Below are 25,194 nucleotides of genomic sequence, written 5' to 3'. Positions count from 1 at the left end.
ACATGTTCAGAATCAGGGGTCACGCCCGTGCCCCGCTCCTGGATGTCCCGAGGTATTGAGGTCTTCATGAAGCTTCGCCGTGTCATGGCCGCCGCAGCGGCGACAGCTGTCATAGCCCCGCTGGCTCTGCTGTCCGCGCCCGCCGCGTTCGCCGACGAGTCGCCCTCTGCCACCCCGACCGAGACGGTCGTCACCGAGTCTCCCTCGCAGAGCCCGAGCGACACCGCGTCGCCGACGCCCGGCGAGACCCTCCTGCCGTCCGACGCGTCGTCGACCAGCGTCTCGCCGAGCGCGAGCACGAGCGACTCCGCCTCGCCCTCGGCGTCCGTCTCCTCATCGACCTCCGCCTCCCCCTCGGTCTCCGCCGAGCCGAGCGAGACGCCGACGGACCCGGACGTCCCGTTCTGCGAGGACCTCGACGAGGACTACAGCGACGCCCAGGTGTCCGCCGACATCAAGGGCCTGCCGGGCAAGATCGTCGCGGGCGACGGCTTCCACGGCTTCGAGCTGGTCGTCACCAATGACTCGAAGGCCGACATCAAGGGTGTCGCCTTCTACGCCGAGGTCGAGAACTACGAGTTCGAGGAGGCGAAGTTCCTGAGCCCGTACGTCGACCTGGAGTTCAAGAACCCGGAGACCGGCAGCTGGGACCGGATCGGCAACGACGACTGGGCCGGCGACTACTTCTTCTACGTCGACAAGCTGAAGGCCGGGGCCAGCGAGTCCGTCGACCTGCGCGTCAGCATCGACAAGAAGGCCCCCGCGGGCGACGCCTACTCCTTCGGCTCCGGCGCCTACATCGACAACGTCGACGGCCAGGACTGCATCGCCGAGGGCTGGGCCCAGTACGACTTCGAGGTCCTGAAGGCCGGCTCCTCGAACCCCGACCCGGGTACGGCCACGCCGGGCGACAGCGGCTCCAAGGACCCGGTCCACAAGCCCCAGGGCAGCGTCTCCGACCTGCCGACCGGCAACCTCGCCGACACCGGCTCCAGCTCCGCCCTGCCGATGATCGGCCTGGTCGGCGGTGTCGCCGTCGTCGCCGGTGCGGGTGCGGTGTTCGCGATGCGTCGCCGGAAGGCGGGCACGGAGGCGTAAGCCTCCGGCAAGAACAAGAGAAGGACCTGCGCTCGGAGGGGGGCGCGGGTCCTTCTCTTTGTTTGCGCTCCCTCGTTACTGACGTTCTTTGCTCGCGGGCCTTACCGTCGGCATCCCCAGGAACGGCAGCCGCAGCGCGCCGAACGCCTCCGCAGGGACCGCCGGCGCCTTCGGCTCGACCGGCTGCAGACGCTCGTACGCGGCGCCCTGGGCCGGACGCGGGTCCGCCTCGCCGTTGTTCGGCCAGTACGACATCGCGCGCTCGGCCTGGGCGGTGATCGTGAGGGACGGGTTGACGCCCAGGTTCGCGGAGACCGCGGCGCCGTCGACCACCGAGATGCCCGGGTGGCCGTAAAGGCGGTGGTACGGGTCGATCACGCCCGTCTCCCGTGAGTCACCGATCGGACAGCCGCCCAGGAAGTGGGCGGTAAGCGGCATGCCCATCAGTTCGCCCACGTTGCTGCCGGCGAAGCCGTTGATCTCCGCGGCGATCGCCGACGCACTCTCCGTCGCCGCCCTGATCTGCTTGGGGTTGGGGGAGCCATGGCCCTGACGGGCGGTCAGGAGGCCCTTGCCCGCGCCCTTCGGCTTCAGGTAGGTGGTCAGGGAGTTGTCCAGGGACTGCATCACCAGGCCGATGATGGTCCGTTCCGACCAGTGGCGGTTGGAGATCGAGCGGAGGACCAGGAGGGGGTGGCGGGCGGCGTTCGCCAGCCAGCCCAGGGCCCTCGACGACCCTTCCGCGTACGGGACTTGGAGGATCGACAGACCGCCCATCGAGTTCGAGCCCTTGCCGTAGCGGACCGGTTCGACGTGGGTGTTCTCGTCGGGGTGGATGGAGGACGTGATGGCGACTCCACGCGTGAAGTCGACCTTCATCTCGCCGGTCGCCCTGCGGTAGCGGCGGTCGTCGGTCTGGGCACCGACCAGCGCCTCCGAGTTGGTCCGGGTCAGCTCCCCCAACCGCCCTGAGAGGTAGGGGAGTTGACCGCCCGCCTTCATCCGGTGCAGCAGGGTCTGGGTGCCGTACGTGCCGGCCGCGAGGACCACGCGGCGGGCCGTGAGGGTGCGCCCCCCGCTCTTCTTCCGGTCGGTCCTGTCGGTCGGAAGCGTGGCGACCGCGTAGCCGCCGCGTGAGTCGTCCGTGACGGACACCACCGTCGTCAGCGCGTGAACGACCGCACCGGCCTTCTCGGCCAGGTAGAGGTAGTTCTCGTTGAGGGTGTTCTTCGCGCCGTGCCGGCAGCCCGTCATGCACTCCCCGCACTCGGTGCACGCCTTGCGCGTGGGCCCGACGCCGCCGAAGTAGGGGTCTGGGGCCTGCTCCCCCGGCGCCGCCTTCACCGCGCCCTTCCCACCCTCCCCTCCGTCTCCGTCCGCGCCGTCCCCGAAGAAGACACCGACCGGCGCCATATGGAAGGTGTCCCCGACGCCCATCCGCTCGGCCGCGGCCTTGAGATGGACGTCGGACGGGGTCATCGTCGGGTTGAGCCGGACGCCGAGCATGCGCCGGGCCTGGTCGTAGTAGGGGCGGAGCTCCCCCTGCCAGTCAGTGATGTCACGCCACTGGGGGTCCTCGAAGAACGGCTTCGGCGGTACGTAGAGGGTGTTGGCGTAGTTCAGCGAACCGCCGCCGACACCCGCGCCCGCCAACACCATCACGTTTCCCAGCAGATGGATGCGCTGGATGCCGTACATACCGAGCCTGGGCGCCCAGAGGTAGTTCCTGAGGTCCCAGGAGTTCCTGGGGAGCGTGTCGCGTGTGAAGCGGCGGCCCGCCTCCAGTACGCCTACCCGGTACCCCTTCTCGGTCAGGCGCAGGGCGGTGACGGAACCGCCGAAGCCCGAGCCGACGACGAGGACGTCGTAGTCATAGGCGTAGCCGGAGTCGTGATCGCTTTCGTACGACACTTGCTCTCCTCGTTGAGAACAGAACTTGCCTGTGCAGCCGTCGTGTTACCGCAGCCGCAGCGCCTTCATCACCCTCAGGCTCCTGCTCATGAACTCCGCGTACTTCTCGTCGTCCATGCCCAGGGCCGGGGCCAGCGGCAGCAGACGCTGCTGGGCGATCGTCTGGGCCTCGGTGTACTTGAGGATGCCCTCGGAGCCGTGGCGGCGGCCGAGGCCGGATTCCTTCATGCCGCCCATGGGCGACTGGACGCTGCCGTACGCGGCCGCGTAGCCCTCGTTGACGTTGACCGTGCCGCAGCGCACGCGGGCCGCGACGGCGCGGCCACGGGTGGCGCTCTTCGTCCAGACCGAGGCGTTCAGGCCGTACGGCGTGGAGTTGGCCAGGGCCACCGCCTCGTCGTCCGTCCTGAAGCGGTAGATCGAGACGACCGGACCGAAGGTCTCCTCCGAGCAGACGGCCATCGGCGTCTCGACGCCGTCGAGGATGGTCGGCTCGTAGAAGTACGGGCCGATGTCCGGGCGGGCCGTGCCGCCCGCGAGGACCTTCGCGCCCTTGGCGACCGCCTCGTCGACGTGCTTCGTCACCGTCTCCAGCTGGCGTTCGCCGACCAGCGAGCCCATGTCGGCGCCGTACGCCAGGGACTTGCCGAGCCGCATCGCCTTCGTACGGGCCGCGAAGCGCTCGACGAACGCGTCCGCGATCGACTCGTGGACGTACAACCGCTCGATGGAGATGCAGAGTTGGCCGGCGGAGGAGAAGCAGGCCCGGACCGCGCCCGCCGCCGCCTTCTCGATGTCGGCGTCCTCCAGGACCAACATGGCGTTCTTGCCGCCGAGTTCGAGCGACACGCCGACCAGGCGCGCGGCGGCGCCCTGCGCGACCTCGCGGCCGGTGCGGGTGGAGCCGGTGAAGGAGACGTAGTCGGCGTGCCTGACGACCTCGGGGCCGATGACCGGGCCCTCACCGAGGACGACCTGGAAGACATCGGCGGGCAGACCGGCCTCGATGAGCAGGTCCCGGGCCCACAGGGCCGTCAGACAGGTCTCCGTGTCCGGCTTCATCACCACCGCGTTACCCGCGACGAAGGCCGGGATCGCGTCGCCGACCGACAGCTCCAGCGGGTAGTTCCAGGGGGCGATCTGGCCGACCACCCCGCGCGGGTGGCGCAGTTCGGTGACCTTGGTGAGGGTGGGCATCGCGCCCGCGTGCCGCTTCGGCTTGAGGTACTTGGGGGCCATGCGGCCGTAGTGGCGGGCGGCCACGGCTACGGCCTGGACCTCCTCGTGGGCGTGCAGGCGGGCCTTGCCGGTCTCCAGCTGGATGAGGTCGAGCACCTCGGCCTGCCGGGCCAGCACCAGATCGTGGAAGCGGAGCAGTACGGCCGCGCGCTGACGTACCGGGGTCTGCTCCCAGACGGCCTGGGCGACGCGGGCCCGCTCGTACGCCTTCTCCACGTCCTCGGGGGTGGACTCGGGCAGGTCTGCCAGCTTCTCGCCGGTGAACGGGGTGTGGTTGGCGGTGCGACCGGAGCCGACGACACCCTTGGTGAGCTGGGCGACCAGCTCGGGGGTGACCACGTCGGCGGCGGTGCGGGCGCCTGTGGGCGCGGGTGCCAGGGGGTTCGTACCGGTGGGGGCGTCGGTGCCGGGCTTTACCGGGGCCTGCGAGTCCGTCATGAGCCGCAGGGTATGACGGCTCGGAGGCTTTGGGTACCCATGGGTAACCCGGATTCACCGAGTACGCACATGGTGCCGCCCTTCGGCGGCATGCCGCCAGTGAGTACTGGCAACGAATCCGCTGATCAGGGCGTTGAGTGTCGCGCGCTCGGCCGAAGGCAGCCAGGGACAGCGGCCTGCGTCACTTTTTCTCGGCAGGTGGCCGACCGGGAGTCACTTCCTGTCGATTTCGAGCCGGTCGCGCGCCCCCTCGAAGACGTCCATCCCCCGTTTCTCGTCCGGCGTCCCCTTGGGCATGTCGACGCGCAGCTCGTACAGCCTGCCGTCGTCGGCCAGGATCTCCACCTGCATGACCCGGACGAGCCTGCCCTCGGTGTCGTACGCGGTGTCGGCCTGGACGGCTTCGTAGCCGTCGACGGTCGTGTCGGTGTATCGGGTGGTCGACTGGCCGTACCCCGACCAGATCTCGGCCGCCTTCTTCGCCTGGCCCAGGGGCGAGCGGGGCGCCTTGTCCCACAGGGTGAGGCGGACCTGGATGGCCTCGTCGTTGTCGTAGATCGCCATCCGGGGCTGGTCGGCGGCGTCGCCCTGCTGGTGGAAACGGACGTACTGGCGGGGCAGGGCGAGGACCGCCTTCAGGTCCTTCTCGTCGTTGGCCAACCAGTTGTCGAGGGTGGGGAGGACCCCCGAAGGCTCGACGTCCGGGGTGCCACGCGGCTCCTCCACCGCGACCGCCGTGTCCTCACCGCTGGTCTCGACGACCGTCCCCGCGAACACCATGCCCACGGCCACGAGCACGACGGCACCGGCCAGGACCGCGAGGGCCACACGCAGGGGACGGCGGAGACGCGCCGGCTTCGGGGCGGGCAGCGAGGCGGCGCGCGTCTCGGGCGAAGGCCTGGGCACAGGGACCGGTACGGGGGCCTCGGGTGCCGATGCGCCGGGTACGGCCGTCTCGGAGCCGGAGCCTGATCCGGGTACGGCTCCGGAGACCGGCGCGGACTTGGGAGTCTCGCCCTCGGCCTTCAGTCGAACCGTGCCCGCGTCGTCCGCGAACTCCCTTATCCCGGAGGGCTCCTGAGCCTTCGTCAACTCGACGCGCTCCGGCGCCTTCGGGAGCGGCCAGCCCTTGGAGACCGCTTCCAGGGCCGCGCTGACCTCGTCCGCGTCGGGGCGCTCAGCGGGGTCCTTCGCCAGCATCCGTACCAGCAACGGGCCGAGCGGGCCCGCCTGTTGGGGGTTGACCGGTTCTGCGGCGAGAATCGCGGCGAGCGTGGACTCCAGGGTCGTACGGCGGAAGGGGGACCAGCCCTCGACGGCCGCGTACAGGAGTACGCCGAGCGACCACAGGTCGGAGGGCGGTCCGGCGCCCCGGCCGGACATGCGCTCGGGTGCGATGAACTCGAGGGAGCCGACGAACTCCCCGCTCATCGTGAGGGATTCCTCGCCCATGATGTGGGCGATGCCGAAGTCGGTGAGGACGACCCGGCCGTGCTGCCCGAGCAGCACGTTGGCGGGTTTCACGTCCCGGTGGACGATCCCGACCGAGTGCGCGGCGCGCAGCGCGCCGACCACCGCGAGGCCGATGCGCGCGGACTCGGCGGGCTTGAGGGCGCCGCGCTGGAGCACCTCGTGCAGCGACTCGCCGCGCACCAACTCCATGACGATCCAGGGGAGTCCGTCCTCGACGACGACATCGTGGACGGAGACGGCCGAGGGATGGTCGACGCGCGCGGCGGCCCGCGCCTCCCGGTGGAGACGGTGGGCGATCCGCTGGTGGGCGGCGTCCTGCGGGTCCCCGGGCAGCCTCGGCTGCTTGACGGCGACCTCACGCTCGACGAGTTCGTCCTGGGCCCGCCACACGGTGCCCATGCCGCCGGAGCCGATGCGTTCGGTCAGCCGGTACCGGCCACCGACCAGCCGCCCCTCGTCACCTTTGCCGCCCCCGTTCCGGTTCCCCCCACCCTGGTGCGCGCCGCCGTCCCCGCCGTTGCTCATGTCCCATCCCTACCCTGCGGGCCCGACGCTTGTCGACGCCGGTTCAGGGCGTCCGTCGTACGGCGGGGCAGTGCCGTACGTCCGACCGTCGCCGCCAGCTTGCGCAGCCGCCGCCAGTCCATGGGGGGCGTCGGGGCCGGCACACCGGGCCGGTCGCGGGGGACGCGGACGCGCAGGGCGCGCGGTTGGACGCGACAGCGAACGGGGGTGGGCAGGACGAGTGCCTCGCCGTCGAGGCCCACCTCGATCTCGGGCAGGTCGGCGTCGACGACGACCTCGTGGGCGGTGACGACGGTCATGCCGGTGGCGTACCGGCCGAGCAGCAGTTCGGCGGCCTGGGCCGCGTCCTCGACCTTGATGCCGAGCACGCCGAGGAGACCGGCGTCCAGGCGTTCGCGGCGGCCGAGGCCGGCGAGATCGTCCATGCGGTAAGGGTTGTTGCTGACCAGCACGGCCTGCGGCGCGTGGATGACCGTCTCCCCCGGCTGCGTCCGCCCCTGGGGGTAGGCCCGGGCGGTCAGCGTCGGGCCGCGTTCGAACGTGAGCAGCTCGGGCAGCAGCCCCAGCGTGGTGCCGACCTTGTCGTCGCGGTAGGCGGGGCTCTGCACGATCGAGGCGTACGCGCCGAAGGAGGCGTTGTTGACGAAGGGGCGGCTGTCCGCCGTACCGCCGCAGTCCGCGCTGTCGGCGCCGCTGTCGATGAACCCCAGGTCCACCTTCAGCTCCACCCCGCCCGCGTCCGTGAGGGCGTCGAGGCAGGTCGCCGGGTCGTCGCGGTCGAGGCCGAGGTCCATGGCGAAGTGGTTGCGCGTACCGGCGGACACGACCAGGAAGGGCAGGCCGTGTTCGACGGCGACGCCCGCGACGAGGGCCTGGGTGCCGTCGCCTCCGGCCACGCCGAGGAGATCCGCGCCCGCCGCGACCGCCTCCCGGGCCAGGGCGACGACGTCCTCGGGCTCGGCCTTGTCGGTGTCGAGCAGGTACACACGGGCACCGAGCAGTTCCGCCTTCTCGCGCAGTCGGAAGCGCTCGACCTTTCCGTCACCGGAACGCGGGTTCATGAGCAGGAAGGGCCGCAGAGGCGCGGGCGACTCGTACTCGAGGACCGGCACGACATGGGACCTGGTGCTGCTCAGCGCGAATTTCCCGGCCCAGACGGCGGCGCCCCACAGGCCGAGGGAGGCGATGGCCGGCCCCAGCAGGTTGGCGGCGGCGAAGAGGACTACGACAGCGATGGGGGTGACCACGGCGAGCACCGCCCCCACGCCCCGCACAAGGCCGCGCCGGGCGAGCGCCCACCACAGGCCGGAGGCGGTGAGCACGGCCCCGCCCACGCCGACCACCGCGAGCAGCAGACTGCCCATGCCCGCGTAGCCGATCGGCAGCAGCACGGCCAGCCCGGCGGCTCCGAGCGCAGCGCGCGCCGCCCAGCGCTGCCGGGCATGCGCACGCCCGAACAGCTCGTTGTCCACGCCGGTACCGATGTCCATGTCGACGTTCTAGCAGAGTTCGTATTCAGCCTGCTCACAGGCCGATACAAAGCGGATTCAAGGGTGACCCGGTTCACCTCGCTGAGCAGGATGATCACGACGCTCTTACCTTGAAGACACGATCAGGTCACGGTATCTTCACGAGCCAGTCGCCACGCACACCCGATATCGGCGCGCGCATTCGCACTTCACACTTCGCACTGTTTGGAGAACGTGACGATGACCGTGCCCGAAACCAATTCTCTGAGACAGCAGGAGACAGAGATAGGGGCAGAGATACGTCATCACGTCTCGCGCGCCGAACTGCGGGGCACCCGGGTGCGGTTGGCCGGGTACGCGTATCTGCACCAGGTCGAGACGTACGACGTCACCACCGAACTCGTCCTGCGTGAGCGGGAGTCGGGAACCGAGTACCGACTGCCCGTCACCCACACAGCGTCCCCGTGCGTCGGCGCCGAGGAGGGCGAAGAGGACGAGGGGCGGTACTCGTACGAGAAGGCCGGGTTCGAGGCCGCTTTCGACATCGACTCCGTCGCCGGCGGATCGCCCCTCGACGACGGGCTGTGGGACATCTCCCTGGCCGTCGGCGCCCAGGGGCTCACGCGTGAGGTGCGCATAGGCAGCAGCCGGGCCGACCGGCTGCCCGACCGTCCCGACGTACGGATCACGGAGACCGTACGCGGTCGGCGTACCGTCACCCTCTACACCACCGTCCCGTACGGCAACTACACGATCGACCTCGGCGAGCGGAAGCACCCGGTGCTGAAGCGGATCACGTTCGGGGGCATCCGCTGGCACGCGGGCCGGCCCACCGAGCTGCTGATCACCGGCCGCTGCACGCTCGGCGCGTGCCCACGCGGGGCGCTGACCGTGCACCTGCGCAACGAGAAGGAGCCGGGCGACGCCACCGCGGTCTTCACCGCCGTACGGCCCCCGCACGGCGAGCAGTTCACCGTCTCCGTGCCCGTCACCGAGCTCGGTCCGGGTGTGTGGAGCGGCGAACTCCGGCTCGGGGAAAGGGTGTTGCCTTTGCCGCAGCTACCGAAGGGGCTGGGGTCGGCCAAGTGGTGGCGCCGGAGCGGGCTTTGGCACGCGAAGGCGGTTTCCCGTCCCGGCGGCGGGTTCGCCCTACGGGTGGGCAGCACCGGGAAAAGGGGACTTGTCAGGGCGGCTGCCCGTTTCTGAGATGACCGCCTGGTAGCTATCCGCCGCTTCCGTCGCTTTCCGGTCAGTCACCCGTGACGAAGGTGTCCAGGGCGACATCGAAATACTCCTTCGCCTCCCGCACCTTGCCGACGGGCGCCGACACCCACACGTCGTACGTCCGCCCGCCCTCCTCCCAGCACAGGTCGTAGGTGTGCCGTGGCCCCTCGGCCGCGCTGAAGCCGTCCCATGTGAACTCCCACAGCGCGGCGGCCTGTTGGGCGTGCAAGGTCTCGGTGACCCGCCCGTCGCGGTAACCCGGGTTGGCGGAGGCCCCGTTGGCGTCCGCCCGCTCCATCACCGCGAGCGGGCCGCCCGGTTGAGGGGCGAGAACCTTGATCCCCAGGCGGAAGGTCTCCCCCGGCGACAGATAGAAGACACGCTCCTTCTGCTCGGAACGCGTGAAGCCGTCCGGGACCGCGAGTGAGAACCCGCGGGGGTCGTGGGCGACGCGGTAGCCGGAGGGAGCGGTCGGAGAGGAAGGGGACGGGGAGGTAGGGGACGAGGACGACGGGGACGGCCCGGCCGTACCCGGCGATCCCTCCGTCGCACCGGGCGACCCCTCTGCCGTACCCGGCGATCCCTCCGTCGCACCGGGCGACCCCTCTGCCGTACCGGGCGCCACCCCCGTCCCGCTGGGGGACACCTCCGTCGCTCCCGACACCGTCTGCGCCGCTGTCGCCGGGTTCTTCGGTGTGCCGTCCCCGTCGTCCCCCGAGTTCATCAGCAGTGCCGCCGCGGACACCCCCGCCCCGGCCAGCGCCGCGACCAGCACCGCGGCGATGAGCACGGCCCGTCCCGAGGGGCGCGGCGGCTGCTCCGACGTACGGGAGGAGGCCGTACGGGAGGAAGGCTTACGGAGAGAGACCGTCGGCGTCGACACCCGGCCGCCGGATTCCTCGCGCCGCTGGGTCTGCCGCCGGCCCGGCGTGTACGCGGCCGACAGTCTCGGCGTACGCCCGGTCGCCCGGTACGCCCGCAGCATCCGTTCCGCCTCCACCGCGTCGAGGCGCCGCTCCGGATCGCGTTCGAGGAGGCCCCGCACGACGGGCAGGAGCGGCGCGGCCTGCGCCGGTGGCCGGACCTCGTCGATCACGACGGCGTGCAGAATGCCGCCCAACGAGTCGCGGCGGAAGGGTGATTCGCCGCTCAGGGCCGTGCAGAGCAGCGCGCCGAGCGACCACAGGTCGGACTCCGGCCCGGTCCTGACCCCGGACATCCGCTCGGGCGCGGTGTACTCGGGCGAGCCGACGAACGAGCCGCTCTCGGTGAGCGTGGTCGCGCCCGCGACCTGGGCGATACCGAAGTCGGTGAGGACGATCCGGTCGGTGCCGTCCTCGAGGAGCACGTTCGCGGGCTTGACGTCCCGGTGCAGGACACCGGCGGCATGGGCCGTGCCCAGGGCACCGAGCAGGGCGATGCCGATCCGGGCGGCCTCGTCGGCGTCGACGGGGCCGCGCTGGGAGATCCGGTCGGCGAGCGAGCCGCCGTCGATCAACTCCATGACGATGTAAGGGCGTTCGTCGTCCTCGACGATGTCGTGCACGACGATGATGTGCGGGTGGTGCAACTGGGCGACCGCGCGCGCCTCACGCAGGGTGCGGTCGCGCCGCAGCCGGGCCTCGTCCGTCGCGAGGGAGGTGTCCGGCGTCAGCTCCTTGACCGCGACCTGCCGTTCGAGCAGTTGGTCGGTCGCCCGCCAGACGACACCCATACCGCCCCGGCCGAGCCTCGCCTCCAGGCGGTACCGCCCGGCGATCAGTCGGAAGCTCTCCCCCTCTGTCCCCATGAGCCTCATCATGCCGCACCGGAGAACGGGACTCCGGGACGGTGAACAGCGGATGACCGACAACCGCCGTACAAGGCCCGCAGGGCGCGGGTGCGCAGTCAGCCGGAGCCTGGCCGCCACCCTCGCAGCACCGCTGTGAACTGCTCCCTCGCGGTCGCCCAGTCGGCCGCCGGAGCGGACATGTAGATCACGTACTCGGCTCCGTCCCGGCCGAGATACGCCTGCTCGATGGCCCGCCGGGGCCCCGGGAACTCCGAGTCCTTGGCCAGGGCGGTCCAGGTGAAGTCCCAGAGCGCGCCCTTTCGGTCGCGGTAGACGTTCGACTCCAGGCTCACCCTCCGGTACTCGCTGAGCCGCTTGAGCTGCTGTTCCAGGTCGAGCTGGTGGAGGTAGGAGTCGTCAAAGTCCGGGGACTCGTCGATGGCGATACGCAGGAAGTGCTCGCCGCCGTCGGGCGAGTAGTCGATCTGCCCGTTCTCCTCCTTCCGCGTCCACCCCTCGGGCAGCGGAAGGCTGAAACCGGCCGGATCGTCGACCCGCACCCAGCCCTTCACCACGGAGGGGGCAGAGGCGGAAGGAGTGGCAGAGGCGGAGGCAGACGTGGAGGCAGAGGCAGAGGCGCTGTCGGACGGAGCGGCCGAGGACGCGGAACCGGCGTCCCACGCCCTCTGGTTCCACTGGTGCAGCGCCACCACTCCGCCCCCGCCGACGAGCACGACCAGCGCGGCGACAAGGGCGATCGTGCGACCCCGGCGCCGCGGCCGGCCCGGGGCGGGAGGACCGACGACAACCCCCTGCTGCGGCGTGTCGGAACCGACTGCCCTTGCCGCTGACGCTGGCGCTGGCGCCCCGCCTATCCGGAAGGTCCCGACCTCTCCCTCCGCGGGTACCCGCACCGACCCGACGTGCTGTGTCGGCACGAACTGCTGGGCCACGCGGGGCCGTCGCCCCTCCGCCGCCTCCGCGAGCATCTGCTCGGCCTCGGCCGCTCCGGGCCGTACGGCGGGATCCTTGAGGAGCAGGGCTGTGATCACAGGCCCGAGTGGACCGGCGTACCGAGCCTCGGCGGGCTCGTCCTCGACAACCGCCTGCATGGTGGTCAGCGGGGAGGTGCGGCGGAACGGTGACCGGCCCTCGACGGCCGTGTACAGCGTGGCGCCGAGCGCCCACAGGTCGGAGGACGGTCCGGGATCCTCGCCGCGCAGCCGTTCCGGAGCGAGGTAGTCGACCGACCCGACGATCTCTCCCGTCCGGGTGATGGTCGTGTCCCCCTCGACCTGGGCTATCCCGAAGTCGGTGAGCAGGACGCGGCCGTCCTGGGAGAGAAGGACGTTGCCGGGTTTGACGTCGCGGTGCAGTACGCCGGCGGCGTGCGCGGCGGTCAGCGCGCGCAGCACCCACAGGCCGATCCGGGCGGCCTCGCGCGGCTCGACGCGTCCGGCCTCCTTGACCTCGTCGGCCAGCGAGTTGCCCTCGACGAGTTCCATCACGATCCACGGCCGGCCGTCGTGGTCGAGCACATCGTGCAGGGTGACGACGGCGGAGTGGTTGATCCGCGCCGCCGCGCGCGCCTCGGCCCGGGTACGGGCGAGCAGGACGGCCTGTTCGCTCTCGGACACGTACAGCGCGGCCGTCAGCTCTTTGATGGCGACCGCACGGTGCAGCAGCTCGTCGTGCGCACGCCACACCCGCCCCATGCCACCGCTGCCGATGACGTCGACGAGCCGGTAGCGGCCCGCGAGGAGCTGACCCTGCATCTGATTCACGTTTCCCCGCAATGTTCTTGTCAGGGGCAAGACTAAGGAGCGCCCACATCTGAGGGAACCGCAGGGGCCCCTACGGGGACACCACTGTGACGGTTCTGCCCGTCGGGCCGGACCTCAAGGTCAGCCGGTGGGCTGATAGGTCGCCGCCGCCTGCTCGTACAGACGGGTCACCTCGTCCCGCTCGGCCTCCGGCCCGCGCACCTGGACCACGTGGTACCGGCCACCGACGACTATCGCGAGATTGCGTACGAACACCTCGCTGCCGGAGCTGTTCTGCCAGGTGAACTGCCCCTCGGCCATGGTCCGTCCGCCCACCTCGATGGTCCGCATCCCGCTGGACGTGGCCCAGGTCGAGTCGCGGAACGGCTGCAACTCGTACTCCCGCTCCCGCTGGTACGCCATCGGATCCGCGCCGTACGCCTTGGTGGTGTCCCGGCCCGGTACGACGATGAGCTGGAACGAGCCGTGCGAGTACACGACTTGGCCGCGCCCGTTCTTGCCCGCCCGGTCCCAGCCGTCGGCGACGGCGACGCGGAAGCCCGCAGGGTCGGTGCGCACGGTGAAGCCGGCGGCGGCATCGGGGCCGTCGGCCGGCGGCGTCTCGGACGAGGACGAGGACGAATTGGCCGACGGGGAGGCGCTGTTGTCCTTTCCACCGCCGGGCGAGGTCTGCTCGGGCCGCGGTTCACTGCTCGAGTCCGGGGTGTCGGCCGACTGCTCCGGCGCCGCGCTCACCTCTCCGCCGGAACCGGTCCGCTCCCCGTCCTGCGCTCCGTCACTGCCCGCCTTCGGCATGAAGAACATGGCGTACGCGATCGCCGCGGCCAGCACGAGCAGTATCAGGAGGAGCAGGTTGCGGCCCAGCTTGCGTGGCGCCCGCTGCTCCTGCCTGGCCCGCTTGTGCCGACCGGTCGCGGGCAGCCCTGCCCGGCGCCTGCGCACCAGCTCGCCCCGGCGCCGCACGATCGGCAGCCGGCGCGGATCGGTGGGCGGCGCGGCGATGACATGCGCACCGGCCTCCGGCTCCGGGGCCGACCGGACGAGTGAGCGCAGCCAGCCGTTCAGCTCCTCGAAGTCGAGCCGCTCGGTGGGGTCCTGGCGCAGCAGCGACTCCACGACGGGCCTGAGCGGCCCGCACTCCTCCGCGAAGGCGGGCGGCTCGGCACACACCAGCTGCACCAGCTCGGCCGTCGACTCCTCGGGGTAGGGCGCATGCCCCTGCACGGCCCTGAAGAGCAGCGCGCCGAGCGCCCACAGGTCGGTCGCGGGACCGATCGGCGCGGCCAGCTGCCAGTTCTCGTGCACGGGCCCGGCCTGCTCGGGTGCCCAACGCTCGGTCACCGCCCCGACGACAGACATCCGGGCCTGCCGCGCCCGCTCGGCGGCCAGCGCGGTGGCGGGCCCACGCCTGGGGGCATCGGCGACGGCCCTGTCGTCCCAACCGCCCGGCGGCTGGCCGGAGGCACGGTCGGCCGGCGGGGGCTGGTCCTCGGGGTAGGCGTGGGCGTGAGTGAGCGGGCGGGGCTGCTGCTGCGGAATGCTGTCGGCGATCCCGCTCGTCGCGGCACCGCTTCCTCCGGCGGATAGTGCGGTACGCGCCTGTCCGGTGTACCCGGCAACCCCGGTCGCGGGGGCGGGAGGAGCAGCGTTCCAGGCGGTCGCGTTGCGCACGCCGTAGGGGTCGGCGATCTGCCCCGGCGGCGGAGTGGCCGGACCCCGCTCCACACCGGTGCCGTACGCGCTTCCACCGCCACCGGTGTCACCGGCCGCCTCGATCGAAGGCCGGGCGCCGGGCAACGCGGTGCGCCCGCTCTGCTCGGCTTCCTGAACCCGGGCCGCGGCACGCGCTCCCGCCCGATACGCGGCGATCGCTCCGGCCCGCGCCGCCCGGATGTCCCCGCCGGTCTCCAACGCCCGCTGCTCACCCCCGGCGGAGCCTGAGTCGCGCCCCTCGACGCCGGCCCCGGGCACCCCTCCACCGCTCCGCGCCTCGATGGCGGCACGCCGGGCAGCCTCGGGATCCGCCCCGGAATCCCCGGCGAACGTACCCCCGGCGACCCCGTAACCCCCGCCGGAATGACCCGGACCGCCGACCCCACCGCCGGTCAAACCCTGCGGCCTCGCCACGCCCGGCCCACCCGCCGACTGCCCGTACCCACCGACCCCGCCACGACCGCCCGCCGAACCCGAACCGGTCCGCGCCTCGATGGCGGCACGCCGGGCAGCCTCAGGGTCCGCCCCGGAATCCCCGGCGAACGTACCCCCGACAACCCCGTAACCCCCGCCCCCACCGGAATGACCGGCACCGCCACCAACCCCCAGGGCACCAACTGCCGTGCCCGCGCCCCCTACGACCTTCGCGTCCTCCGGAGCACCTGCCGCCCCCGGCGTATCCCGGCCGGGTACCGGGTCGTATCCGCACAGCGCCTCTTCCGCCGCCCCGGCCGCCAGCCCGGTGAGCATCACGCGCCCGTCGTCGCAGACGAGCACCGTGCGCTCGGTGATGTTGCGGTGCACCCAACCGTGGGCGTGCAGCACCCGCAGGGCCATGAGGACGTCGGCGGCGACCTCGGCCGCGCGGTACGGCGTCAGCGGCTTCTCGGCGAGCAGCGACTCCAGTGACCTGGCCGGCACCAGTTCACTCACTATCCACAGCGAGCCACCCTGCGCGAACACGTCGAAGACCTGGTCGAGCCGTGGGTGATCAGGGATGGACGCGGCGGCCTGCGCGGCCTCGATGGCACGCCTTACGGTCGGATCGCTGGGTCGGCGGGTGGCCGCGGACCGCGCGGTGGTGCCTCGCGCCCGACGCCCGTCCCTCGCCACGAAACCGTCCGGCAGCCCGTCCGCGTCGAGCACCTCAGCCTCGACGACCTCGGGCAACGGAACCTGTCTGACCAGGACTTCCTGCCCGCTGTACGTGTCGAAGGCCCGGGTCTCGGGCTGTTCGAACTCATCGGACGACGGCAGCGGCAGGCGGTAGCGGTCGGCGAGTACCCGCCCCGCATATTCCTCCACGATGCCTCCCCCGACCGTCCGGCTGCTCAATTCCGTTCGCCTTACGTCCCGTTCTGCATGCGTACGGTCCGCAACCACTCACGATACGTGCCGGAGTCAACTCGCAAAGAGGGGATTCCAGATCTGACGGCCTCAACTCGGAAGCGCGGGCATCACGATTTCGGCTCGAACGTCTCCGTGAAGGTCCGCCATGTCTCCTTGCGCAGCCCACTGTCCCAATTGGACGCTTTCGCCGTGTACATGAGCCCATATCCGAGTTGGTCGTCGACCACGAACCCTCGGTCCACCGACCGGTACTTCGTCCCGCCGTCCGTGTAGGTGAACTCCCAGTCGGCCGTGTTCCAGCCGCGGTAGTCCACCTTCTCTATTCGGATCCGGTCGTACTGCGAACGCGTCATGTACCGCTCTTGGTTCTTCCAGTCCGCCACGGGATCACTCTTGGGCGTGGTGGTCCACCCGACGAGCAACTTCTGCCCGTCAGGCCCCGCGAACCGGGCTCCCGCGGCCCCCGTGGACTCGTACTTCCATCCGGCGGGCAGTCCGATGGAGAACCCCTGCCCATTCTTGTGCGTCGACACACCCGCGGACCCACCGGGCGCACTCGCCGACGCACTGGCCGAGTTCCCCGGGCCGGTTCCGGCGCCCGCACCGGTCCCTGCCTCCGCGCTCTTCGAGGCGTCGGCACTCTGCCCGCCGTCCGCACGGGCGCCCTCGCCCTTGTCCTCCTTGTCGCCCTTATCCTCCTTGGTCTCGGCGGAGGCGGAGGACGTGGACGTCACCTTGTCCCCACCGCTCTTCGCCCCGTCAGCGGAATCATCGCTGGAGCCGTCGCCCCCGAGTACGAGGGCAAGCACCACGCCGAGCACGATGACCGCGACGACCACCGCGATGATGACCAGCGTGCGCTTCGGCACCACATCGGTGAGCGGCGCCCTGGGCACCGACCGGGGCGGCAGATCCGGCGGCGGCACCACGGGCCACCCCGAACTCCGGCCGGCGGTACCGGCGTTACCCCCCTGGGCCGCACTCTCCCGACCCTGACCGTCTCGAGCGCCGGGAACAACGGCTCCCTCAGCAGCGCCCCCGGCCGGCTTCCCGGGTTCCCCCGCACCGCCGCTCTTCGCAGCCCCTTCCGCCACACCGGCGGAAGCCACACTCCCGGAAACCGCGGTCTCGGAGACCGCAGCCCCCGCCGTCCTTCCGGCCCCGGAAGCCCCGGGAGCCACGGCGGAGTCAGCAGAGTCGGCGGACTTCGTCCGAACCGCCGCCCCCCCCCCGGCACCCGCCGCGACGGCCGCCTTCTTCACAGACCGGAACGCACCCCGGAACCGCTCGCCGGCGTCCTCGCCCCGCTTGCCCCCGGAGCCCGAGTTGGAGGAACTCCCGCTCTCCGCAGCCTTGTCCGCCCGCTTGTTGCTGCCGGGGACGACCGGCAAAGGCACGACCTTCGTGGCGTCCAGGGGCTCCGGCTCGGCCGGTTTGGCCTGGGGCGCGTGGATCACCGCGTTGAGCATCGTGCGCGCACCGGCGTCGTCGAGCCGCTTGGCGGGATCCTTGGTGAGCAGCCCGTAGATCACGTCCCTCAGCGGACCCGCGTTCTTCGGCTCCTCCAGCTGCTCCGTCATCACGGCGGTCAGCGTCGCTATGGCCGAACCCTTGTCGTACGGCGGCACACCCTCGACCGACGCGTACAGCAGGCCGCCGAGCGACCAGAGGTCGGCGGCCGGGCCGGGCTTGTGGCCTCGGGCCCGCTCCGGCGAGATGTAGGAGGGCGCGCCGACGAGCATTCCGGTCGAGGTGATCGACGGGTCGCCCTCGACCTGCGCGATACCGAAGTCGGTGAGGACGACCCGGCCGTCCTCGGACATCAGCACGTTCGACGGCTTCACGTCGCGGTGCAGGATGCCCTCGCGGTGCGCGGACCTGAGCACGTCGAGAATCGCGAGGCCCACCTCGGCGGCGCGCCGCGGCTCCAGCAGCCCGTCCTCACGGATGGCCTCGGCGAGCGACTTGCCCTCGACGAGTTCCATCACGATCCACGGCCGGTCGTCCTCCTCGACCACGTCGAAGACGGTCACGGCGCTGTTGTTGCGGATCCGTGCGATTGCCTTGGCCTCGCGCAGCGTCCGCGTGATCAGCCGCCGCTTCTCCTCCTCGTCGATGCTGCCCGGGAACCGCAGCTCCTTGACGGCGACCGTCCGGCCGAGGGTCTCGTCCTCCGCCCGCCAGACGGTACCCATGCCACCGCGGCCGAGGACTCCTCCCAGCCGGTACCGCCCGGCGAGGAGACGCTCACTCCTGTCCTGACGGGATGCTCCCGCCCGCTCCGCCTCCGACATGCGTCCCCTCATGCAACCCGCCCTGACAGAGCCTCCATTGTCCCTCACCCGACAACCGGCCGATGCCCCGGGTGCCCTTCGGGACGGACGGCGGCCTGTGGGAAGGGCGACCGCGTGAAGCAGGCGATCCGCCGTCCGACCTGCTGTCACTGTCTTCCCCCCCTTCCCGAATGAACACGGACGCGAGCGCGGACCCCGGCCCCGAACCGGCCCCGTTCGCCGCCGAGTTCTGCCCGCGCACCCCGTAGAACGGACGGGTGCCGGGCAAAGATCCCAGCTCACGACACTCGTTCGAGTGACGATCAAGAGTTCGAGACATGTGGCCGGGAAGCCGCCGCGGTCCGAAACCCACGGTTCGCGACCGGGAGTTGTGGAGGTGTCAGAGCGGCACGATGTCCGGCGCACCCAGCCGCGCGGCGTCCGCCGTCAGGTCGTCGGGCTGGCGCTGCGACTCACGCTCCGCCTCCACCCGCTTGTCGTAGTGCTCGACCTCACGCTCGATCTGGTCCTTGTCCCAGCCGAGGACGGGCGCCATCAACTCCGCCGCCTCACGGGAACTGCGTGTCCCCCGGTCGAACGTCTCGATCGAGATCCGGGTCCGCCGCGTCAGCACGTCGTCCAGATGCCGCGCCCCCTCGTGCGAGGCCGCGTACACGACCTCTGCCCGCAGATAGTCCTCCGCCGACTGCAGCGGCTCGCCGAGCGAGGAGTCCGCGGCGATCAGATCGAGGACCTCCTGCGCCAGTGAGCCGTACCGGTTGAGCAGGTGTTCCACGCGCACCACGTGCAGGCCGGTGCGCGCGGCCGTCCGCGCCCGGGCGTTCCACAGCGCGCGGTATCCCTCGGCGCCCAGCAGCGGCACGTCCTCCGTCACACACTCGGCGACCCGCTGGTCGAGCCCGTGCACCGCCGCGTCGACCGCGTCCTTCGCCATCACCCGGTACGTCGTGTACTTGCCGCCCGCCACGACCACCAGGCCCGGCACCGGGTGCGCCACGGTGTGCTCGCGCGACAGCTTGCTGGTGGCATCGGACTCACCGGCGAGCAGAGGCCGCAGGCCCGCGTACACGCCCTGGACGTCGTCCCTCGTCAGGGGCACCGCGAGCACCGAGTTCACGTGCTCCAGCAGATAGTCGATGTCGGCGCTGGACGCGGCCGGGTGGGCCTTGTCGAGGTCCCAGTCGGTGTCCGTCGTCCCGACGATCCAGTGCCGGCCCCAGGGGATCACGAACAGCACGGACTTCTCGGTGCGCAGGATCAGTCCGGTCGTCGAGTGGATCCGGTCCTTGGGCACGACCAGATGGATGCCCTTGGACGCCCGGACGTGGAACTGGCCGCGCTCACCGACCATCCCCTGGGTGTCATCGGTCCACACCCCGGTGGCGTTGACGATCTGCCGGGCACGGATCTCGTACTCCCCGCCGCCCTCGACATCCTGCACCCGGGCGCCCACGACCCGCTCCCCCTCGCGCAGGAAGCCGGTCACCCGCGCGCGGTTGGCGACTTTGGCGCCGTACGCCGCCGCCGTGCGCACCAGGGTGGCCACAAAGCGGGCGTCGTCCATCTGCGCGTCGTAGTACTGCAACGCTCCGACCAGCGCGTCCTTCTTCAAGGCGGGCGCCACACGCAGGGCGTGACGGCGGCTCAGGTGACGGTGCCGCGGCAGGCCCCGCCCGTGCCCGCGGGCCATCGACATGGCGTCGTAGAGCGCGACGCCCGCCCCGGCGTACAGCCGCTCCCAGCCCTGGTGCTGAAGCGGATACAGGAACGCCACCGGCTTCACCAGGTGCGGAGCGAGCCGCTCCAGCAACAGCCCTCGTTCCTTCAACGCCTCCCGCACGAGGGCGAAGTCGAGCATCTCCAGATAGCGCAGGCCGCCGTGAATGAGCTTGCTGGACCTGCTCGACGTGCCCGACGCCCAGTCACGGGCCTCCACCAGGCCCGTGGACAGGCCCCGGGTCACGGAGTCGAGCGCGGTGCCCGCACCGACCACGCCCGCGCCCACCACCAGCACGTCCAGCTCACGCTCGGCCATTGCTGCCAGTGACTCGGCACGCTGCGCCGGTCCCAGTGCCGCTGTCCTCATCGCTGCCTCCTGCTGTCGGTCGCGCCGGCCGCTTCTGTACGGCTGGCCGACTGTGTCCCGCCGTACAGATGCACCTGCCCGATTCCCCTGCCCGAATTCTGACCGGGTTGCCCGACTTCGGCCACCACCCGCCCTCAGCCTGTGGACAACCCACACAGAAACACCTGTGGAAACTCGCCCACCCAATCACGCATATCGGTCATATTTACTCCTAGTCTGACATTGCGCTCGCTCGTTCTGTCCACAGGGCTTGCGCACCTGTCCCGCTTCGGCTACTGGGAAGGACGGCCCACGCATGCCCGCAGATCTCGCCGTCATCGGACTCGGACATCTCGGCCTGCCGCTGGCCCAGGCCGCCGTCGCCGCCGGCATCCCCACTCTCGGGTACAAAACCGGCCCGGAAGCCGGTTCCCTGACCGCCGCCGAACTGCGCCGGATGCTCTCCGGAGGCTTCCGGACGGCCGCGGGCCCCGCCGAACTCGGCCGTGTACGCACCGCCGTCATCTGCGCCCCCACCCCGCGCGGCGCCGACGGCACGCTCGACCTCAGCCAGGTGGAGGCCGCCGCCCGCACCCTGGCCGCGCGCCTGCGCCCGCACACCACGGTGATCCTGGAGTCGCCCGTGCAGCCGGGCACGACGGAGGAGTTCCTGCGCCCCCTCCTCGAAGAGGGCTCCGGACTGCAGGCGGGCCGCGACTTCCACCTCGCCTACTCCCCCAGCCGCGTCGACCCCGGCAACCGCGACTTCACCCCCTCCAACACCCCGAAGGTCATCGGCGGCCTCACCCCCGCCTGCACCGAATCGGCCGCCGCCTTCTACGCCCGGCTCACCGACAAGGTCGTACGCGCGCGTGGACCCCGGGAAGCGGAAACCGTGCAGCTCCTGGAGACCAACTTCCGGCACGTCAACATCGCGCTCGTCAACGAGATGGCCGTCCTCTGCCACGACCTGGGCGTCGACCTGTGGGACGTCATCCGCTGCGCCGAGACCAAGCCGTTCGGCTTCCAGGCCTTCCGCCCGGGCCCCGGCGTCGGCGGCCACGCCACTCCCCAGGACCTGCGGGGCCACACCGGCCGCACCCTGCGCATGGTGGAACTCGCCCAGCAGGTCAACAACCACATGCCCCAGTACGTCATCCAGCGCGCGGCCACGCTCCTGAACGAGCACGGCAAGTCGGCCCGAGGCGCCCGCGTACTGCTCCTGGGCGTCACCTACAAGCCCGACCTCGCCGACCAACAGGGCTCCCCCGCCCAGGAGATCGCGATCCGCCTGATGGAACTGGGCGCCTCAGTCAGCTACCACGACCCCCACGTCCCGTCCTGGAGTGTCCTGGACCGCCCTCTCCCGCGCGCGGACTCCCTCTACGAGGCGGCGGCCGACGCCGACCTGACGATCCTCCTCCAGCAACACCGCACGTACGACCTCCAGGGCTTGTCGGTGAAGGCGCAGCTGCTGCTGGACACGCGGGGGGCTACGCCTACGGGGGCGGCGCATCGCTTGTGAAGGGGGCGCGTGGGACGCGGCGGGCTCCAGGGATGGTGGCGAGCGGCTCCCCGCGCCGGTAGCGTGGAAACAGGTGGAGCCCACCGCAGCGGGTACTGCGGCAGGCTCCTGTTGGTGATCGAGTGTCCACCCCTAGTGTCTATAGGGGTGGCCGCTCACCAACCGTAGGTCCGCAAAAGGCACCTCCTCCGGAACTTCACCAGCCGAAGCCGAATGCGATCCCAGCGGGTGGGTTTGCGGTGACGGCCCATGAGCGCGCCCCCTTCCATGACGCCGCCCAGTAGCCCGGTGGACGGTCCAACTGGAGCTCGGGGCCGGGCCCCCGGGTCATGGGGTCCGGATTCGCGCTCCTAGGAAGGGGGCGGCCCAGACAGCAGGTCGCCAAGAGGGACGCTACCGCCCGCGACCCCCCTGACCAGCCCGTATCCGCCCCGAACGCAAGCGCGCGCCCGTGCCCCGCACCACGCGCCCCCGCTCCGGGCAGCCAAAAGGGCCCGGCCACCCCCACGGGTAACCGGGCCCCACCCTGCGCTCAAGCCAAGCGCAGCGTCATGTCACCTCATCGCATATGCGTCGAGTCCGCCACCGTCACCTCGACGCGCTGGAACTCCTTGAGGTCGCTGTAGCCGGTGGTGGCCATGGCGCGGCGCAGGGCGCCGAAGAAGTTCATCGACCCGTCGGGGATGTGCGAGGGGCCCATGAGGACCTCCTCGATCGTGCCGACCGTGCCGAGGTCGACCTTCTTGCCGCGCGGCAGCTCCTCGTTGACGGCCTCCATGCCCCAGTGGTGGCCCTTGCCGGGTGCGTCCGTGGCGCGGGCCAGCGGGGAACCCATCATCACGGCGTCGGCGCCGCAGGCGATGGCCTTGGAGAGGTCGCCGGACCAGCCGACGCCACCGTCCGCGATCACGTGCACGTACCGGCCGCCGGACTCGTCCATGTAGTCGCGGCGGGCGGCGGCCACATCGGCGACCGAGGTGGCCATCGGGACTCGGATACCGAGCACGTTGCGCGTGGTGTGCGCGGCGCCGCCGCCGAAGCCGACGAGCACGCCGGCCGCACCGGTGCGCATCAGGTGCAGGGCCGCGGTGTACGTGGCGCAGCCGCCGACGATCACCGGGACGTCCAGTTCGTAGATGAACTGCTTCAGGTTCAGCGGTTCGGCGGCACCGGAGACGTGCTCCGCGGAGACCGTCGTACCGCGGATGACGAAGATGTCCACGCCCGCGTCGACGACCGCCTTGGAGAACTGGGCCGTGCGCTGCGGGGAGAGCGCCGCCGCGGTGACCACGCCCGAGTCGCGCACCTCCTTGATGCGCGCGCCGATCAGCTCCTCCTTGATGGGAGCCGCGTAGATCTCCTGGAGGCGGCGCGTCGCGGTGTCCACGTCCAGCTCGGCGATCTCGTCGAGCAGCGGCTGCGGGTCCTCGTACCGCGTCCAGAGGCCTTCGAGGTTCAGGACGCCGAGGCCGCCCAGCTCGCCGATGCGGATCGCGGTGGCCGGGGAGACGATTGAGTCCATGGGTGCCGCCAGGAAGGGCAGCTCGAAGCGGTAGGCGTCGATCTGCCAGGCGATCGAGACCTCCTTCGGGTCGCGCGTACGACGGCTCGGGACGACGGCGATGTCGTCGAAGGCGTACGCCCTACGGCCGCGCTTGCCGCGCCCGATCTCGATCTCAGTCACGTGTGTGGCCTTTCCATCCTTGGTTCTGCGCCTCCCAGTATCCCCGACGGGCACGACGAAGGCGGTCCCGGAGTACCTCCGGGACCGCCCCTCGCACGTCCGGCTACTGCTCGCGCCTACTTGCGGCTGTAGTTGGGCGCCTCGACCGTCATCTGGATGTCGTGCGGGTGGCTCTCCTTGAGCCCCGCCGACGTGATGCGGACGAAGCGGCCCTTGGTCTCCATCTCACCGACGGTGGCGGCACCCACGTACCCCATCGTCTGGCGCAGACCGCCGACGAGCTGGTGCAGCACGTTGGCCAGCGGACCGCGGTAGGGCACCTGGCCCTCGATGCCCTCGGGGACGAGCTTGTCGTCGGAGCCGACGTCGGCCTGGAAGTAGCGGTCCTTGGAGTACGACTTCCCCTGGCCGCGCGACTGCATGGCGCCCAGCGAGCCCATGCCGCGGTACGACTTGAACTGCTTGCCGTTGATGAACTGCAGCTCGCCCGGGGACTCCTCGCAGCCCGCCAGCAGGCTGCCGAGCATCACGGAGTCGGCGCCGGCGGCGAGCGCCTTGCCGATGTCGCCGGAGTACTGCAGGCCACCGTCACCGATCACCGGGATACCGGCGACGCGGGCCGCGAGGGCCGCCTCGTAGATGGCCGTCACCTGCGGTACGCCGATGCCGGCGACCACGCGGGTGGTGCAGATGGAGCCGGGGCCGACGCCCACCTTGATGCCGTCGACGCCCGCGTCGATCAGGGCCTGGGCGCCGTCACGCGTGGCCACGTTGCCGCCGATCACGTCGACGTGGACGCTCGACTTGATCTTCGACATCCAGCTCAGGGCGTTGCTGTTGTGCCCGTGCGAGGTGTCGACGACCAGGAAGTCCACGCCCGTCTCGGCGAGCGCCTGGGCGCGCTCGAGCGCCTCGGGGCTGGCACCGACGGCCGCGCCGACCAGCAGCCGACCCTCGGAGTCCTTGGCGGCACTCGGGTACTTCTCGGCCTTGACGAAGTCCTTGACCGTGATCAGGCCCTTGAGGAGACCGGAGTCGTCGACCAGGGGAAGCTTCTCGATCTTGTGGCGGCGCAGCAGTTCCATGGCCTCGGTGCCGGAGATGCCGACCTTGCCGGTGACCAGCGGCATCGGCGTCATGACCTCGCGGACCTGACGCGAGCGGTCGGTCTCGAAGGCCATGTCGCGGTTGGTGACGATGCCGAGGAGCTTGCCGTTGCCGTCCGTCACCGGGACGCCGCTGATGCGGAACTTGGCACACAGCGCGTCGGCCTCACCCAGCGTCGCGTCCGGGTTCACCGTGATCGGGTCGGTGACCATGCCGGACTCGGAGCGCTTCACGAGGTCGACCTGGTTGACCTGGTCCTCGATGGAGAGGTTGCGGTGCAGCACGCCCACGCCGCCCTGCCGGGCCATGGCGATCGCCATACGCGACTCGGTCACCTTGTCCATCGCCGCGGAGAGCAGCGGGATGTTGACGCGGACGTTGCGGGAGATGAGGGACGAGGTGTCGACAGCGTTGGGCAGCACTTCGGACGCGCCCGGCAGCAGCAGCACGTCGTCGTAGGTCAGCCCGAGTGTCGCAAATTTGGCGGGCACTCCGTCGACGTTCGCAGTCATGACACCTTCCCC

14 protein-coding genes are annotated in these 25,194 nt (G+C 71.0%); 3 read left to right on the top strand and 11 right to left on the bottom strand.

The window, feature by feature from the left end; all coding sequences use genetic code 11:
* The first annotated feature begins 66 nt into the window (after window positions 1-66).
* Window positions 67-1,098, top strand: coding sequence for an LAETG motif-containing sortase-dependent surface protein (locus G3I56_RS06730; protein WP_239134752.1), 1,032 nt, complete (start codon window positions 67-69; stop codon window positions 1,096-1,098).
* Window positions 1,099-1,173: 75 nt separating this feature from the next.
* Here the strand turns inward: G3I56_RS06730 and G3I56_RS06725 are convergent, their stop codons facing one another.
* From G3I56_RS06725 to G3I56_RS06710, 4 genes are all read right to left on the bottom strand, one after another.
* Window positions 1,174-3,009, bottom strand: coding sequence for a GMC family oxidoreductase (locus G3I56_RS06725; protein WP_164407948.1), 1,836 nt, complete (start codon window positions 3,007-3,009; stop codon window positions 1,174-1,176).
* 45 nt (window positions 3,010-3,054) lie between these two features.
* Window positions 3,055-4,686 carry a succinic semialdehyde dehydrogenase gene (locus tag G3I56_RS06720; protein WP_164407947.1) on the bottom strand — a complete coding sequence of 544 codons (1,632 nt, stop codon included), beginning with the start codon at window positions 4,684-4,686 and terminating at the stop codon, window positions 3,055-3,057.
* Between the two features lie 213 nt (window positions 4,687-4,899).
* A complete protein-coding gene (locus G3I56_RS06715) occupies window positions 4,900-6,684 on the bottom strand; it encodes a serine/threonine-protein kinase (protein ID WP_164407946.1) in 1,785 nt (594 codons plus the stop codon).
* Window positions 6,681-8,174, bottom strand: a complete 1,494-nt coding sequence (locus G3I56_RS06710; protein ID WP_164407945.1) for a diacylglycerol kinase family protein — start codon at window positions 8,172-8,174, stop codon at window positions 6,681-6,683. Before G3I56_RS06710 ends, G3I56_RS06715 begins: the two co-directional genes overlap by 4 nt.
* 219 nt (window positions 8,175-8,393) lie before the next feature.
* Here G3I56_RS06710 and G3I56_RS06705 point away from each other — a divergent pair, with 219 nt between their 5' ends.
* Complete coding sequence (locus G3I56_RS06705; protein WP_164407944.1) at window positions 8,394-9,359, top strand: hypothetical protein; 966 nt, start codon at window positions 8,394-8,396, stop codon at window positions 9,357-9,359.
* A 43-nt stretch (window positions 9,360-9,402) separates the two neighbouring features.
* On the opposite strand, the gene G3I56_RS06700 is transcribed toward G3I56_RS06705, so the two are convergent.
* The 5 genes from G3I56_RS06700 to G3I56_RS06680 all read right to left on the bottom strand — a co-directional run bounded on the left by G3I56_RS06700 (window position 9,403) and on the right by G3I56_RS06680 (window position 20,375).
* Window positions 9,403-11,166 (bottom strand): serine/threonine-protein kinase, encoded by a 1,764-nt coding sequence (locus tag G3I56_RS06700; RefSeq protein ID WP_164407943.1) that lies wholly within the window; start codon window positions 11,164-11,166, stop codon window positions 9,403-9,405.
* 98 nt (window positions 11,167-11,264) lie between these two features.
* Window positions 11,265-12,923 (bottom strand): serine/threonine-protein kinase, encoded by a 1,659-nt coding sequence (locus G3I56_RS06695; RefSeq protein ID WP_164408194.1) that lies wholly within the window; start codon window positions 12,921-12,923, stop codon window positions 11,265-11,267.
* Between the two features lie 129 nt (window positions 12,924-13,052).
* On the bottom strand, window positions 13,053-15,950 hold the full coding sequence (locus tag G3I56_RS06690) for a protein kinase (RefSeq protein WP_164407942.1): 2,898 nt from the start codon (window positions 15,948-15,950) through the stop codon (window positions 13,053-13,055).
* Between the two features lie 152 nt (window positions 15,951-16,102).
* Window positions 16,103-18,289: a serine/threonine-protein kinase gene (locus G3I56_RS06685; RefSeq protein WP_164408193.1), complete on the bottom strand. Its 2,187-nt coding sequence runs from the start codon at window positions 18,287-18,289 to the stop codon at window positions 16,103-16,105.
* Between the two features lie 379 nt (window positions 18,290-18,668).
* Window positions 18,669-20,375 (bottom strand): glycerol-3-phosphate dehydrogenase/oxidase, encoded by a 1,707-nt coding sequence (locus G3I56_RS06680; protein WP_164322935.1) that lies wholly within the window; start codon window positions 20,373-20,375, stop codon window positions 18,669-18,671.
* A 295-nt stretch (window positions 20,376-20,670) separates the two neighbouring features.
* Between G3I56_RS06680 and G3I56_RS06675 the strand changes: the two genes are divergently transcribed.
* Window positions 20,671-21,879 (top strand): nucleotide sugar dehydrogenase, encoded by a 1,209-nt coding sequence (locus G3I56_RS06675; protein ID WP_164407941.1) that lies wholly within the window; start codon window positions 20,671-20,673, stop codon window positions 21,877-21,879.
* A gap of 559 nt (window positions 21,880-22,438) precedes the next feature.
* On the opposite strand, the gene G3I56_RS06670 is transcribed toward G3I56_RS06675, so the two are convergent.
* The gene (locus G3I56_RS06670; RefSeq protein WP_164407940.1) at window positions 22,439-23,563 is read right to left on the bottom strand and encodes a GuaB3 family IMP dehydrogenase-related protein; all 1,125 of its coding nucleotides are present in this window, start codon (window positions 23,561-23,563) and stop codon (window positions 22,439-22,441) included.
* Window positions 23,564-23,679: 116 nt separating this feature from the next.
* On the bottom strand, window positions 23,680-25,182 hold the full coding sequence (guaB, locus tag G3I56_RS06665) for an IMP dehydrogenase (RefSeq protein WP_164407939.1): 1,503 nt from the start codon (window positions 25,180-25,182) through the stop codon (window positions 23,680-23,682).
* Between the last annotated feature and the right edge of the window lie 12 nt (window positions 25,183-25,194).

Origin of the sequence: Streptomyces sp. SID12488 (genome assembly GCF_010548275.1) — a bacterium.
In the GTDB taxonomy this organism is placed as follows: Bacteria; Actinomycetota; Actinomycetes; order Streptomycetales; family Streptomycetaceae; genus Streptomyces.
The sequence above is the reverse complement of the archived record's forward strand: the minus strand, read 5'-3'. Positions and strand labels throughout refer to the sequence as shown.